General features: G+C 38.0%; 12 protein-coding genes. All 12 read left to right on the forward strand.

Annotation, left to right across the window (positions count from 1 at the left end; all coding sequences use genetic code 11):
• The first annotated feature begins 1 nt into the window (after position 1).
• The 12 genes from purQ (at position 2) to I567_RS10030 (ending at position 15,181) form a co-directional block, all read left to right on the forward strand.
• Entirely contained in the window at positions 2-679 is a 678-nt protein-coding gene (gene purQ / locus I567_RS09975) for a phosphoribosylformylglycinamidine synthase subunit PurQ (RefSeq protein ID WP_016252099.1), read from the forward strand.
• A complete protein-coding gene (purL, locus tag I567_RS09980; protein WP_016252100.1) occupies positions 679-2,898 on the forward strand; it encodes a phosphoribosylformylglycinamidine synthase subunit PurL in 2,220 nt (739 codons plus the stop codon). Before purQ ends, purL begins: the two co-directional genes overlap by 1 nt.
• Complete coding sequence (purF, locus tag I567_RS09985; protein ID WP_016252101.1) at positions 2,883-4,328, forward strand: amidophosphoribosyltransferase; 1,446 nt, start codon at positions 2,883-2,885, stop codon at positions 4,326-4,328. The genes purL and purF overlap by 16 nt, the downstream gene beginning before the upstream one ends.
• A gap of 11 nt (positions 4,329-4,339) precedes the next feature.
• A complete protein-coding gene (gene purM / locus I567_RS09990) occupies positions 4,340-5,383 on the forward strand; it encodes a phosphoribosylformylglycinamidine cyclo-ligase (protein ID WP_016252102.1) in 1,044 nt (347 codons plus the stop codon).
• Positions 5,380-5,970 (forward strand): phosphoribosylglycinamide formyltransferase, encoded by a 591-nt coding sequence (purN, locus tag I567_RS09995; RefSeq protein WP_016252103.1) that lies wholly within the window; start codon positions 5,380-5,382, stop codon positions 5,968-5,970. Before purM ends, purN begins: the two co-directional genes overlap by 4 nt.
• Positions 5,971-5,977: 7 nt before the next feature.
• The gene (purH, locus tag I567_RS10000; protein WP_016252104.1) at positions 5,978-7,519 is read left to right on the forward strand and encodes a bifunctional phosphoribosylaminoimidazolecarboxamide formyltransferase/IMP cyclohydrolase; all 1,542 of its coding nucleotides are present in this window, start codon (positions 5,978-5,980) and stop codon (positions 7,517-7,519) included.
• Between the two features lie 15 nt (positions 7,520-7,534).
• Positions 7,535-8,791, forward strand: coding sequence for a phosphoribosylamine--glycine ligase (gene purD, locus I567_RS10005; RefSeq protein WP_016252105.1), 1,257 nt, complete (start codon positions 7,535-7,537; stop codon positions 8,789-8,791).
• A gap of 115 nt (positions 8,792-8,906) precedes the next feature.
• On the forward strand, positions 8,907-9,821 hold the full coding sequence (locus I567_RS10010) for an aldo/keto reductase (protein WP_018345351.1): 915 nt from the start codon (positions 8,907-8,909) through the stop codon (positions 9,819-9,821).
• Positions 9,822-9,990: 169 nt separating this feature from the next.
• A complete protein-coding gene (gene guaC / locus I567_RS10015; protein WP_026209961.1) occupies positions 9,991-10,968 on the forward strand; it encodes a GMP reductase in 978 nt (325 codons plus the stop codon).
• Positions 10,969-11,418: 450 nt separating this feature from the next.
• Positions 11,419-12,525 (forward strand): pyruvate dehydrogenase (acetyl-transferring) E1 component subunit alpha, encoded by a 1,107-nt coding sequence (pdhA, locus tag I567_RS10020; RefSeq protein WP_016252108.1) that lies wholly within the window; start codon positions 11,419-11,421, stop codon positions 12,523-12,525.
• Between the two features lie 2 nt (positions 12,526-12,527).
• On the forward strand, positions 12,528-13,505 hold the full coding sequence (locus I567_RS10025) for an alpha-ketoacid dehydrogenase subunit beta (RefSeq protein WP_016252109.1): 978 nt from the start codon (positions 12,528-12,530) through the stop codon (positions 13,503-13,505).
• Positions 13,506-13,573: 68 nt separating this feature from the next.
• Positions 13,574-15,181 (forward strand): dihydrolipoyllysine-residue acetyltransferase, encoded by a 1,608-nt coding sequence (locus I567_RS10030; protein ID WP_016252110.1) that lies wholly within the window; start codon positions 13,574-13,576, stop codon positions 15,179-15,181.
• The last annotated feature ends 3 nt before the right edge of the window (positions 15,182-15,184 follow it).

Here is a 15,184-nt window from a genome sequence, read left to right on the forward strand (position 1 = left end):
CATGAAATTTGCAGTGATTGTATTTCCTGGGTCCAACTGTGATTTGGATATGTTATGGGCAATCAAAAATGTCTGTGGGGCAGAGGCAGAATATGTCCGACATGATGCAACAAGTTTAGAAGGATTTGACGGGGTTTTTTTACCTGGAGGCTTTTCTTACGGTGATGCGTTAAGATGTGGTGCGATTGCTCGTTTTTCAAATATTATGTCTGAAGTGATTCGTTTTGCTAATGAAGGCAAGATGGTTTTTGGAACATGTAATGGATTTCAAGTGTTAACTGAGGCTGGGTTACTTCCTGGTAGCTTGATTCGCAATCGTTCTTTACATTTTGTTTGTAAAACAGTCGGCTTAAAAGTTGTCAATAATGAAACGAAATTTACGAGCGAATATCAAAAAGATGAAGTGATTCAAATTCCTGTCGCTCACGGTGAAGGCAATTATTATTGTGATGAAGAAACTTTAGCAAAATTAAAAGCCAATAATCAAATCGTCTTTACATATGAAGAAGATATTAATGGCTCAGTTGAAAATATTGCTGGAATTTGTAATGAAAAAGGGAATGTCTTAGGAATGATGCCCCATCCAGAACGTGCGATGGAAGAATTATTAGGTAGTGCAGATGGCAAGCGTTTCTTTGCTTCTATTTTGAAAAACTTCGGAAAGGTGACGCAAAACTAATGAAGAAATTTATCGAACCGACTCCTCAAGAAATTAAAGATCAAAAAATATATACGCAATGGGGTTTAACTGATGAAGAATATGCGATGATTGAAAACATCTTAAATCGCATGCCTAACTATACGGAAACAGGTTTATTCTCTGTCATGTGGAGTGAACATTGCTCTTACAAGAATTCAAAACCAGTATTAAAGAAATTCCCAACATCAGGTAAACAAGTATTACAAGGTCCTGGTGAAGGTGCAGGGATTGTCGATATTGGCGATGGACAAGCAGTCGTTTTCAAAGCAGAAAGTCATAACCATCCATCTGCAGTAGAGCCATATGAAGGTGCAGCAACTGGTGTCGGCGGTATTATCCGTGATATCTTCAGTATGGGAGCTCGTCCAATTGCGATTTTAGACTCTTTACGCTTTGGTGAACTAGATAATAACCGTACAAAATACTTATTAGAAGAGGTTGTTGCGGGGATTAGCGGCTATGGTAACTGTATCGGTATTCCAACTGTTGGTGGGGAAGTTGCTTTTGATCCATGTTATGAAGGGAATCCGTTAGTCAACGCAATGTGTGTCGGCTTAATTGATCATAAAGATATTCAAAAAGGCCAAGCAAAAGGTGTCGGCAATAAAATTATGTATGTCGGTGCGAAAACTGGACGTGATGGGATTCATGGGGCTACCTTTGCTTCAGAAGAGTTTGTAGAAGGTGAAGAACAACAACGTTCAGCTGTCCAAGTAGGCGATCCTTTTATGGAAAAACTATTATTAGAAGCTTGTTTAGAATTGATTTTAGAGCATTCAGATATTTTAGTTGGGATTCAAGATATGGGAGCCGCTGGTTTGGTTTCTTCAAGTTCAGAAATGGCTTCAAAAGCTGGTTCAGGCTTGAAATTATATCTTGATGATGTGCCGCAACGTGAAAGTCAAATGACCCCTTATGAAATGATGCTTTCAGAATCTCAAGAACGCATGCTTATCTGTGTCAAACAAGGTTGTGAAGATCAAGTAGTGGCGCTTTTCAAAAAATATGATTTAGACGCTGTTTCTATTGGTGAAGTAACGGATGATGGGCTGTATCGTTTGTATCATCATGGGAAAGAAGTCGCGAATATTCCAGTTGATGCACTTGCTGAGGATGCGCCTGTTTATCATAAACCTTATCAAGAACCGGCTAGAATCCAAGAATTTGCGCAAATGGCTGATTTTGTACCAGAGCTGAAAGATCCTACGCAAACTTTCCTAGATTTATTACAACAACCAACCATCGCTTCTAAAAAATCAATTTATGAAACCTATGATTATCAAGTGCGTACAAATACTGTAGTTACGCCAGGTAGCGATGCAGCGGTACTTCGCATTCGTGGCACGCAAAAAGCTTTGGCCATGACGACAGATTGTAATGCACGATATCTATATTTGAATCCTGAAATTGGTGGTCAAATTGCGGTGAGTGAAGCCGCTCGTAATATCGTTGCTAGCGGGGGTCGTCCTTTAGCGATTACAGACTGTCTAAACTATGGCTCACCGGATAAACCAGAGGGCTTCTGGGAATTGTGGACTTCAGCCGATGGAATTGCTAAAGCATGTGAAGTGTTAGATACGCCAGTTATTTCAGGAAATGTATCTATGTACAACGAAACAAATGGCAAGTCCATTTATCCAACACCGATGATTGGGATGGTAGGTTTAGTTGAAAAATTAGAACATATCACGACCCAAGACTTCAAACAAGCGGATGATTTAATATATGTTGTCGGTCAAACTGCACCAGATTTCAATGGCTCTGAGTTACAAAAAATGTTACTAGGAAAAATTGAGGGTCGCTTAATGAATTTTGATTTAGCTACTGAAAAAGCCAATCAAGATATAGTGTTACGAGCAATTCAAGCTGGTTTAGTTGCAAGTTGTCATGATTGTAGCGAAGGTGGTTTAGCTGTAGCCATTGCGGAAAGTTGTTTTAAGAATGAATTGGGTGCCAAAGTAAGTTTTGACTTTGAACAAGCTTTATTATTTGCTGAAACTCAATCACGTTTTGTTTTATCTGTAAGACCTGAGAATCAAGCAGCTTTTGAAAAGTTAATGGGAGATAAAGCACAATTTGTAGGTAAAGTTGTTGCGCAAGATCAATTAGAAATGAAGGGGACAGATGGGGCAATCTCTACTTCTGTCAAACAAGCCAAACAATTATGGGAGGATGCGATTACGTGTCTTATGAAGTAAAAAGTCTAAATGAAGAATGTGGTATCTTTGGCGTTTGGGGACATCCAGATGCTAGCAAGGTGACCTATTTCGGACTTCACAGTTTACAACATCGTGGCCAAGAAGGGGCTGGGATTGTTTCAACTGATGGCGAAAAATTATATGGACATCGCGATTTAGGTTTATTGGCTGAAGTTTTTGCAGATGAACGTCAATTAAATCGCTTGGTAGGTAATGCTGCGATTGGGCATGTTCGTTATGCAACGGCCGGTAATGGCAGTGTGGACAATATTCAACCATTTTTATTTAAGTTTTATAATGGTAGCTATGGTTTGGCGCATAATGGAAATTTAACCAATGCCAAAAGTTTACGTAAACGCCTAGAACAAGAAGGGGCGATTTTCCACTCAAATTCAGATACCGAAATCTTGATGCATTTAATTCGTAAAAGCCATCGTCCTACTTTGGTGGATCAATTAAAAGAGGCGTTGAATCAAGTCAAAGGTGGTTTTGCTTACTTGTTACTGACAGAAGAAGCCATGATTGCCGCGCTTGATCCAAATGGTTTCCGACCACTAGCGATTGGACAAATGAAAAATGGGGCCTATGTGATTGCCTCAGAAACTTGTGCTTTAGAAGTAATCGGCGCAAAGTTTGTACGTGATGTGAAACCGGGTGAAATCATTATTATCAATGATGAGGGTATTCAAATTGATCAATACACCACAGATACGCAATATGCGATTTGTTCGATGGAATTTATCTATTTTGCCCGTCCTGATTCGAATATTGCTGGGGTTAATGTGCATACCGCGCGCAAAAACATGGGACGCTTATTAGCAAAAGAAGCACCAGTAGAAGCAGATATGGTTATCGGAGTTCCGAATTCTTCCCTTTCTGCTGCGAGCGGATATGCCGAAAGTTCAGGGATTCCGTATGAAATGGGTTTAGTCAAAAATCAATATGTTGCTAGAACCTTTATTCAGCCAACACAAGAATTACGCGAACAAGGCGTTAGAATGAAATTATCTGCGGTTCGCGGTGTGGTTGAAGGGAAAAGATTGGTATTAGTGGATGATTCAATCGTACGTGGGACTACCAGTCGTCGCATCGTGCAATTATTAAAAGAAGCCGGAGCGAAAGAAGTACATTTAAGAATTGCTTCACCGCCGTTAAAATATCCTTGTTTTTACGGGATTGATATCCAAACGCGTAAAGAATTGATTGCGGCTAATTATACGATTGAACAAATGCGAGAAATGATTGGCTGTGACACTTTGAGCTTTTTAAGTGAACAAGGCTTAATTGATGCGATTGGCTTGAATTTTGATGCCCCATATACAGGTTTGTGTATGGCATACTTTAATGGTGATTATCCAACACCATTGTATGATTATGAAGAACAATATCGTAAATCGTTAAAAGAAAAGACAGAATTTTTTAAAGGATAAGGAGTAATCAAATGGGCAATGCTTATGCTAAAGCTGGTGTCGATGTAGAAGCTGGCTATGAAGTTGTAAAAAGAATCCAAAAGCATGTACAAAAAACTAAACGCCTCGGAGTAATGAGTGCTATAGGTGGCTTTGGAGGTTGCTTTGATTTAAGTAGCTTGAATGTAAAAGAGCCTGTCTTAGTCTCCGGAACTGATGGTGTAGGTACGAAATTGATGATTGCTATTCAAGAAGATATGCACGATACCATTGGCATTGATTGTGTGGCGATGTGTGTCAATGATATTATCGCGCAAGGTGCTGAACCATTGTACTTTTTAGATTATATTGCAACGGGTAAAAATGTTCCTGAGCGTTTAGAAAAAGTCGTAGCTGGTGTAGCTGATGGGTGTGTCCAAGCAAATGCTGCTTTAATCGGTGGTGAGACTGCAGAAATGCCTGGCATGTATGGTGAAAATGATTATGACTTGGCAGGCTTTGCAGTTGGTATCGCGGAAAAATCAGCCTTAATTCAAAAAGCCAATGTCCAAGCTGGGGATGTATTAATTGGTTTGCCGTCTTCAGGTATTCATTCCAATGGCTATTCACTTGTACGTAAAATTTTCTTTGAGCAAAATGACTTTAACGGTGAAACAGTCCTTCCAGAATTAAATCAACCATTAAAAAATGTTTTATTAACGCCAACTCGCATTTATGTCAAAGCGCTTCTACCACTCATTAAGAAGCAATTAGTAAATGGTGTTGCACATATTACTGGTGGTGGCTTTATTGAAAATGTGCCTAGAATGTTCAACGAAGACGTAGCTGCACAAATTCAAGTGGGGACTTGGCCGGTATTACCAATCTTTGAATGTCTTGAAAAATATGGACAGCTTAAACATGAAGAAATGTTTGAAATCTTCAACATGGGCTTAGGCATGATTTTAGCAGTTAGTGAAGATAAAGTGTCTGAAGTCATGCAAATCCTAAAAGAAAACCAAGAGGCGGCTTATATTGTTGGAAAAATGGTTGAAAAAACAAACAATAGTGTTGAAATAGTGGAGGCAGGTCGATGAGAGTTGCTATTTTAGCTTCTGGTAATGGTAGCAATTTTGAAGCTTTAGCCCACCAATTTCAAGCAGGCTTACTACCTGGGGAGCTTATCTTTGTATTTAGTGATCATCATAACGCTTATGTTCTTGAACGTGCGCGACGATTGAATGTTTGTGCTTTTAGTTTTGAGGTTAAAGAATTTGCAAATAAAGCTGCCTATGAAAAAGCGTTATTACAGTTATTGCAAGAACAAGAAATCGATTTGATTGTCTTGGCAGGCTATATGCGTATTATCGGTCAAACGCTACTTTCTCATTATAGTAACCGTATTTTAAATATTCATCCCTCCCTTTTACCTAGCTTTCCTGGTTTGCATGGGATTAAAGATGCATATGAATATGGTGTAAAAGTTACTGGAGTCACAGTCCATTTAGTAGATGATGGCGTCGATACCGGTCCGATAATCGCCCAAGAACCCGTGATGATTTTACCAGAAGATAGCTTGGAATCTCTGGAAGAAAAAATTCATCAAACAGAACATCGTCTGTATCCAAAAGTATTAAGAGACGTATTGCTTCAAAGTGATAAAAATAAATCAAAAGGGGAATAAATAACTCATGAAAAGACGTGCATTGTTAAGTGTATCTGATAAAACTGGCTTAGTAGATTTTGCGAAAGTGTTGGTTGATGCTGGTATCGAAATCATCTCAACTGGTGGTACCAAAAAAGCTTTAGATGAACATGGCGTGCCAACAATTGGGATTGAAGAAGTGACTGGTTTTCCTGAAATGATGGATGGCCGAGTGAAGACTTTACATCCAAAAATTCATGGCGGATTACTTGGTCGTCGTGATTTAGCCACTCATATGGATGCGATGAAAGCTCATGATATTACACCAATTGATTTTGTTGTTGTGAATTTATATCCATTTAAAGAAACTATTTTAAAACCTGATGTGAATGAAGCAGATGCGATTGAAAATATTGATATCGGTGGACCAAGTATGTTACGTTCAGCAGCGAAAAACTTTGCAAGTGTAACAGTTATTGTAGACCCTAGTGATTATGAAAAAGTAGCTGCAGAACTTAAAGCAGAAGGTCAAACAAGTCTTGAAACACGTAAAGCTCTAGCAGCGAAAACTTTCCGCCATACAGCTAGCTACGATGCCTTAATTGCTCAGTATTTCAGTGAAATTGTAGGCGTGACGACACCTGAAAAATTAACACTTACTTATGATTTACGTCAAACTTTACGATATGGTGAAAATAGTCATCAACAGGCTTCGTTCTACCGTTGCGCTTTACCAAAGGCGTATTCGATGGCTAGCGCAAAACAATTGAATGGGAAAGAATTGTCTTATAACAATATTAAGGATGCGGATGCGGCTATTCGTATTATTCGTGAATTTGATGAACCAACTGCTGTGGCTTTAAAACATATGAATCCATGTGGTATTGGTACAGGTTCAACGATTAAGGAAGCTTTTGATCGTTGTTTTGATGCCGATCCAGTTTCTATCTTTGGAGGCATTATTGTATTAAATCGTCCAGTTGATTTAAAAACTGCTGAAGTGATGCGTCCAATCTTCCTTGAATTAATCATTGCGCCAAGTTTTGATGACGATGCTTTAGCGATACTTTCTCAAAAGAAAAACCTACGTCTATTAACATTGGACTTTTCAGAAAAGAATACCGAAGAAAATGAATTTGTTTCTGTTCTTGGTGGTTTATTAGTTCAAAACCAAGATGTCATCGAAGAAAATCCTGAAAATTGGCAAGTGGTTACAAAACGTCAACCAACCAAAGACGAATTAGAAGCGTTAACCTTTGCTTGGAAGGCTGTTAAACATGTGAAGTCTAATGCGATTTTACTTGCAAAAGACAATCAAACAGTCGGTGTCGGTGCAGGTCAAATGAATCGTGTGGGCTCAGTGAAAATTGCTGTGGAACAAGCGAAGGCAGCCGGTAAGCTTGAAGGTGCCGTGATGAGTTCTGATGCATTCTTCCCAATGAGTGACTCAGTTGAATTTGCTGCACAAAATGGCATTAAAGCAATCGTGCAACCTGGCGGAAGTATTAAAGACCAAGATTCAATTGATATGGCGGATAAATATGGTATTGCTATGGTATTTACCAATGTTCGTCACTTTAGACATTAAGAAAGGACTTTAGCGATGAAATTATTAGTCATTGGTAGCGGAGGTCGCGAACATGCGATTTGTCGTAAATTATTAGAAGATCCTCAAGTGGATGCTGTTTTTTGCGCAAAAGGAAATCCTGGTATGCAAAAAGATGGGGTTCAACTTGTTGATATTGCTGAAGATGATCATCCGGCTTTGATTCAGTTCGTCAAAGAAAATCAGATTGACTGGACTTTTGTTGGACCTGAAATTCCTTTATTAAATGGGATTGTCGATGATTTTCAAGCAGCTGGTCTAAAGATTTTCGGTCCTAATCAACAAGCGGCGATGATTGAGGGTTCAAAAGATTTCGCGAAACAATTAATGCGTGATTATCACATTCCAACTGCTAAATATCAAACATTTTCTGATTTTGAAGCTGCTAAATCCTATGTTCTAGAAAATGGAGCGCCGATTGTGATAAAAGCAGATGGTCTGGCAGCTGGTAAAGGTGTGGTCGTCGCGATGACTGAACAAGAAGCACTTGAAGCATTAGAAGATATGTTGTTAGATCACAAATTTGGTGCCAGTTCTGCTAAAGTGGTCGTTGAAGAGTTTTTATCCGGTGAAGAATTTTCGTTACTTTCTTTTGTAAAGGGAAATGAAGTCTATCCAATGGTCATTGCTCAAGATCATAAACGGATTTTTGATGGGGATAAAGGTCCAAACACGGGTGGAATGGGCGCGTATTCACCTGTTCCTCAGATTCCTGAATCCATGGTCCAAACAGCGATTAAAGAAATTGTACAAAAGGCAGCAGATGGCATGGTTGACCGCAAGACGCCATTTACTGGTATCTTGTATGCTGGGTTGATTGCTACTAACGAAGGTCCGAAAGTCATCGAATTTAATGCTCGATTTGGTGATCCTGAGACTCAAGTTGTTTTACCGCGATTAAAAACAAGTTTAGCACAAATTATTGATGATTTATTAAACAATCGCCAACCAGATATAACTTGGTATGATTTTGCAACACTTGGCGTAGTAGTTGCGGCTCCAGGGTATCCAGCTGATTATGAAAAAAATATTGCATTACCTGAAATGCAAAATACTGAGGAGCAAACAGTGTATTATGCAGGGGTTACAGCCAAGAAAGAGCAATTGGTTTCAAGTGGCGGTCGCGTATTTTTAGTTACTTCTCAGGGAACAAATTTAGCTGATGCCCAACAAAAAGCGTATGCGTATTTAAGTCAGTATGATTTGTCACAATTCTTTTACCGCAAAGATATAGGATTTAAAGCTTTAAAATAAATGTTTAAGGTGGCCACTGTGCTGCCTTTTTCATTTGTGAATTTTTACCAGTTAAAATAAAGCGCTTTACATATTTGTTAACTTGCTTTACAATTTTGATTTGGAGGTGTCTATGATGAAAAAAATGAAATTTGGAACCACAAATGAAGAAGTATCTGCAGTTGTTTTGGGCTGTATGCGATTAAATGGCGCAAAGGATCCCGTTAAAGTGCTCGAAACTGCCTATGAAAATGGGATTACATTTATCGATCACGCAGATATTTACGGTAAAGGTGAATGCGAAACGATTTTTGCTGAATCTTTAGCAAAAACTTCAATTAATCGAGAAAATTTATTTATTCAATCAAAATGCGGCATTGTGCCAGGAGTTATGTTCGACCTTTCTAAAAAACATATCATTGAAGCTGTTGAAGGAAGTTTGCAACGCTTAAAGACAGATCATTTGGATTCATTATTATTACATCGTCCAGATACTTGGATGGATCCGTTTGAAGTGAATGAAGCTTTCGAACAATTACATAAAGAAGGTAAAGTACGTTACTTTGGTGTAAGTAATCAAAATCCTAATCACATCGAATTTTTGAAAAAAGCGGTCAAACAACCACTTGTAGCGAACCAATTACAATTTGGTTTAAAACACACTGAGATGATTGATCAAGAATTGCAAGTTAATATGACATCAAAAGGTAGTTATGATCATGATGGTGGGATTTTACTTTATTCTCGTTTACATGAGATGACCATTCAGGCTTGGTCACCTTACCAATACGGATTCTTTGAAGGGGTCTTTATCGGTAATGAAAAATTCCCAGAGTTAAATCAAGCAATGGATGAAATGGCGGAAAAATACGGCATTACGCCAACTGGTTTAGCGAGTGCTTGGATTTTAAGCCATCCGGCGAATATGCAAGTCATCGCTGGTACTATGACACCCTCTCGTTTAGAAGAAATTGCCAAAGCGAGTGAAGTACAATTATCTAAAGAAGATTGGTATAAATTATATATGGCAGCTGGAAATATACTACCATAGAATATATAGAGATAGCCGAATGTTTAAAAACCGAACATTCGGCTATTTTTGTCTAAAAAAACAATAAAAATGATTGCAATATCTTAGTATTTATGGGTAAACTAGCTATTGGTGTGTGAATCATACCGAATATTTTCATTATCTGAGAGGATGAAATACTATGTTTGAAATGAAAGTTTTTGATTATGAGGATATCCAATTAATACCTAATAAGTGTATTGTCAATAGTCGTTCAGAATGTGATACGAGCGTGACTCTAGGCAAACATACTTTTAGAATGCCAGTCGTTCCAGCGAATATGCAGACTATTATTGATGATAATATTGCAGAGTTTTTAGCAGAAAATGGCTATTTCTATATTATGCATCGCTTTGATGAAGAAGCACGCATTCCATTTATTAAAAAAATGCAAGCAAAAGGTCTGATTACTTCTATTTCTGTAGGGGTTAAACCAGGCGAGTATACTTTTATTGAAACCTTGGCAAAAGAAAAGCTTATTCCTGACTATATTACGATTGATATTGCTCATGGTCACTCAAACTCGGTCATTAACATGATTCAACATATCAAAAAACATTTGCCAGATTCTTTTGTTATTGCCGGCAATGTTGGTACGCCTGAAGCTGTTCGTGAGTTAGAAAATGCTGGCGCGGATGCAACAAAAGTAGGAATCGGACCAGGTAAAGTTTGTATCACGAAAATTAAAACCGGATTTGGTACTGGTGGTTGGCAATTAGCAGCTCTACGTTGGTGTGCTAAGGCGGCTCGTAAACCAATTATTGCCGATGGGGGAATCCGTACCCATGGCGATATTGCTAAATCTGTTCGTTTTGGTGCTGCAATGGTGATGATTGGTTCATTATTTGCTGGTCATGAAGAATCTCCAGGTGAAACGAAAGTAGAAAATGGTATTGTTTATAAAGAATACTTTGGTTCAGCTTCTGAATTCCAAAAGGGCGAACGTAAAAATGTTGAAGGAAAGAAAATTTGGATTCAACATAAAGGTTCATTAAAAGACACATTAATTGAAATGCAACAAGACTTACAATCATCTATTTCTTATGCAGGCGGAAAAGATTTAGAAGCGATTCGCAAAGTGGATTACGTCATTGTTAAAAACTCAATCTTTAATGGTGACACAATATAAAATGGAAAATACAACAGTTCTATTTATTTAATAGTTCTGTTGTATTTTTTTGTATCTATTTAAAATTCTGTTATATTACAATTTGTGAAAGCTTATTGAAATATCGTGAATTTGTAACAAGCAATACTTGGATTCTTAAAGATGAATTAATTTTTGATGAATTAAAAGGATTTAATTTCTATCATTGTGTATTGCTGAACAGTTAGACTATCTGTACTAATCATTAATTTTGAAAGCTTTTTTATATCATCTGTTTTCGTAAACGTTTGCAAATAGTGATTAATTTCACTAAAAAGATTGATAGGTCTAGACATTTTTTAAAATATTTTAGTGCAAATTACTTGTATTTCTTTTTGAAAAATGATAGCTTATACATGTAAACGATTGTATAAGTAATACAGAAAGTTTAGCTGTTACAATTAAAAAGTAATAAAAGGGAAGTGTGATTAGATGACAAAGAAAACAACAATTGACTTTGAAGCTTTGTTAGAAAAAGTAAATGCTGATTTTCCAACTTATCAAGTGCTAGACAAAGATGGAAACGTTGTTAATCCTGATTTGATGCCTGAATTAAGTGATGATGAATTAGTAGAATTAATGACTCAAATGGTATGGTCTCGTGTGTTACACCAACGTTCAACTGCTTTAAATCGTCAAGGTCGTCTCGGTTTCTATGCACCAACAGCTGGTCAAGAAGCAAGTCAATTAGCAAGTCACTTTGCATTTGAAAAAGAAGATGTATTATTACCAGGTTACCGTGATGTACCTCAATTAGTACAACATGGTTTACCTTTAGCTGAAGCTTTCTTATGGTCACGTGGACACGTAGCTGGTAACCTATATCCAGAAGACTTAAAAGCTTTACCACCACAAATTATTATCGGTGCGCAATATGTGCAAGCTGCTGGTGTGGCTTTAGGTCTTAAAAAACGTAATAAGAAAAATGTGGTCTTCACTTATACTGGTGATGGCGGTTCATCACAAGGGGACTTTTATGAAGCAATCAATATCGCAGGTGCGTATAAAGCAAATGCTGTATTTTACATTCAAAATAATGGTTTTGCGATTTCTACACCTCGCGACAAACAATCAAGTGCGATGACTTTAGCTCAAAAAGCTGTTGCTGCAGGTATTCCTGGTATTCAAGTTGATGGTATGGATCCACTAGCAGTTTACGCTGTTTCTAAATTAGCGCGTGATTGGTCAGTAGCTGGTAATGGTCCTGTATTAATTGAAACTTTAACATACCGTTATGGTCCACATACATTATCAGGTGACGATCCAACTCGTTATCGTTCTAAAGAAATGGATAGCGAATGGGAAGCAAAAGACCCATTGATTCGTTTCCGTAATTTCTTAACTGCTAAAGGCTTATGGTCTGAAGAAAAAGAAGAAGCAGTTATCGAACAAGCGAAAGAAGATATTAAGAACGCAATCGCTGAAGCTGACCGTGTTCCAAAACAAAAAGTATCTGAATTCTTAAAGAACATGTTTGAAGTTCAACCACAATTAATTAAAGAACAAATTGAAATCTACGAAGCGAAGGAGTCGAAATAATTATGGCACAAAAAACAATGATTCAAGCGATTACTGACGCCTTAGCCCTAGAATTGGCAAATGATGAAAATGTATTAGTTTTTGGTGAAGACGTAGGTAAAAACGGAGGAGTATTCCGTGCTACTGAAGGCTTACAAGAAAAATTTGGTGAAGATCGCGTATTTGATACACCATTAGCAGAATCAGGAATTGCTGGTATGGCTTTTGGTTTAGCTTTAGAAGGATATCGTCCAGTACCTGAATTACAATTCTTTGGTTTCGTATTCGAAGCAATGGATGAAGTTGTTGCGCAAATCGCTCGTACTCGTTATCGTATGGGTGGCACTCGTAATATGCCAGTGACTATCCGTTCTCCATTTGGTGGTGGGGTTCACACGCCAGAATTACACTCAGATAACTTAGAAGGTTTAATCGCGCAATCTCCTGGTATTCGTGTTGTTATTCCTTCAAATCCATATGATGCAAAAGGGTTATTAATTGCTTCAATTCGTAGCAATGACCCCGTGGTATTCTTGGAACATATGAAACTATATCGTTCATTCCGTGAAGAAGTGCCAGATGAAGCTTATGAAGTACCTCTAGATAAAGCAGCAGTGACACGTGAAGGTAAAGATGTTTCTATTATTACTTACGGTGCAATGGTTCGTGAAGCAATCAAAGCTGCTGATAACTTAGCAAAAGAAGGTATTGATGCTGAAATTATTGACTTACGTACAGTTGCTCCTTTAGATATCGAAACAATTATTGCTTCTGTTGAAAAAACAGGTCGCGTAGTTATCGTTCAAGAAGCACAACGTCAAGCCGGTGTTGGTGCTATGGTTGCTTCAGAAATTGCGGAACGTGCAATTCTTTCATTAGAAGCTCCTATTGGTCGTGTAAGTGCACCAGATACAGTCTTCCCATTCGGTCAAGCTGAAAATATCTGGTTACCAAACGCAAAAGATATTGAAGAAAAAGTCAAAGAAATCGTTAATTTCTAATTGATCTCAGACGGTAAGTATAAAGCTGGTCTTTATACTTACCCTTATTAAAGAAAGGAAGAATTTTAATGGCATTTCAATTTAAATTACCAGATATTGGTGAAGGGATTGCTGAAGGCGAAATCGTAAAATGGTTCGTTAAAGTTGGCGATACAATCAATGAAGATGATACTTTATTAGAAGTACAAAATGATAAATCAGTAGAAGAAATTCCATCTCCAGTTACAGGTGTGGTTAAAAATATTTTAGTTTCAGAAGGTACTGTTGCTAGCGTAGGTGACGTATTAGTTGAAATTGATGCACCAGGTCATGAAGATAATGATGCACCAGCACCAGCTAGCGCACCAGCTCAAGAAGCTGCTCCTGCTGCAGCAGGCGGATATTTCCAATTCAAATTACCAGATATCGGTGAAGGAATTGCTGAAGGCGAAATCGTAAAATGGTTCGTTAAAGTTGGCGATACTATCAATGAAGACGATACTTTATTAGAAGTACAAAATGATAAATCAGTAGAAGAAATCCCATCTCCTGTAACAGGTGTAGTTAAAAATATTTTAGTTTCAGAAGGTACTGTTGCTACAGTTGGCGATGTCTTGGTTGAAATTGATGCACCAGGTCATAATGGTCCTGCCGCTGCACCAGCTAGTGCACCAGCTCAAGAAGCTGCTCCTGCTGCTAGTCCAAGCGCTGCAACGGTTGTAACAGCTTCAAATCCTAATAAACGCGTTTTAGCAATGCCATCTGTGCGTCAATATGCACGTGAAAAAGATGTTGATATTACCTTGGTAACACCAACAGGTAAAGGTGGCCGTGTGGTGAAAGAAGATATCGATCAATTCTTAGCTGGTGGCGCACCAAGTCAAGCCGCTACACCAGTTGCTTCAACATCAGAAGTTGCTGCTCCTGCTAAAACAGCTGCTGCTCCTGCTAAAGCTCCAGAAGCTAAGAAACCATTCACTTCAAACTTAGGTGAATTAGAAACTCGTGAAAAAATGTCTGCTACACGTAAAGCTATTTCTAAAGCGATGGTTAATAGTAAACATACTGCACCTCATGTTACATTACATGATGAAGTGGAAGTATCTAAACTTTGGGATCAACGTAAGAAATTCAAAGAAGTGGCTGCAGCAAATGGTACTAAATTAACATTCTTGCCATATATTGTTAAGGCTTTGACAACTACAGTGAAGAAATACCCAATCTTGAATGCTTCTATTGATGATGCAACACAAGAAATCGTGTATAAACACTACTACAACATCGGTATTGCAACTGATACTGATCACGGATTATATGTACCTAACGTAAAAGATGCAGATCGTAAAGGTTTATTTGCAATTGCAGATGAAATCAACGCTAAAGCAAAATTAGCTCATGAAGGAAAATTATCTGCAGAAGATATGCGTAATGGTTCTATCACAATTAGTAACATCGGTTCAGTTGGTGGTGGTTGGTTCACACCAGTTATCAACTATCCAGAAGTTGCTATCTTAGGTGTAGGTACAATTTCTCAACAACCTATCGTAAATGCAGAAGGTGAATTAGCTATTGGTCGCGTGATGAAACTATCATTAAGTTTTGACCACCGTATTGTTGACGGCGCTACTGCACAACAAGCGATGAATAATATCAAACGCTTATTAGCTGATCCAGAATTATTATTAATGGAAGGATGATTA

Source organism: Enterococcus cecorum DSM 20682 = ATCC 43198 (genome assembly GCF_000407565.1).
GTDB classification, from domain to species: Bacteria; Bacillota; Bacilli; order Lactobacillales; family Enterococcaceae; genus Enterococcus_E; species Enterococcus_E cecorum.

Coding starts and splice junctions, on each gene's coding strand:
- guaC (WP_026209961.1), top strand. CDS start 9,991: ATGAAAGTTTTTGATTATGAGGATATCCAATTAATACCTAATAAGTGT.
- purH (WP_016252104.1), top strand. CDS start 5,978: ATGAAAAGACGTGCATTGTTAAGTGTATCTGATAAAACTGGCTTAGTA.
- I567_RS10030 (WP_016252110.1), top strand. CDS start 13,574: ATGGCATTTCAATTTAAATTACCAGATATTGGTGAAGGGATTGCTGAA.
- I567_RS10010 (WP_018345351.1), top strand. CDS start 8,907: ATGAAAAAAATGAAATTTGGAACCACAAATGAAGAAGTATCTGCAGTT.
- purN (WP_016252103.1), top strand. CDS start 5,380: ATGAGAGTTGCTATTTTAGCTTCTGGTAATGGTAGCAATTTTGAAGCT.
- I567_RS10025 (WP_016252109.1), top strand. CDS start 12,528: ATGGCACAAAAAACAATGATTCAAGCGATTACTGACGCCTTAGCCCTA.
- purL (WP_016252100.1), top strand. CDS start 679: ATGAAGAAATTTATCGAACCGACTCCTCAAGAAATTAAAGATCAAAAA.
- purQ (WP_016252099.1), top strand. CDS start 2: ATGAAATTTGCAGTGATTGTATTTCCTGGGTCCAACTGTGATTTGGAT.
- purM (WP_016252102.1), top strand. CDS start 4,340: ATGGGCAATGCTTATGCTAAAGCTGGTGTCGATGTAGAAGCTGGCTAT.
- purD (WP_016252105.1), top strand. CDS start 7,535: ATGAAATTATTAGTCATTGGTAGCGGAGGTCGCGAACATGCGATTTGT.
- pdhA (WP_016252108.1), top strand. CDS start 11,419: ATGACAAAGAAAACAACAATTGACTTTGAAGCTTTGTTAGAAAAAGTA.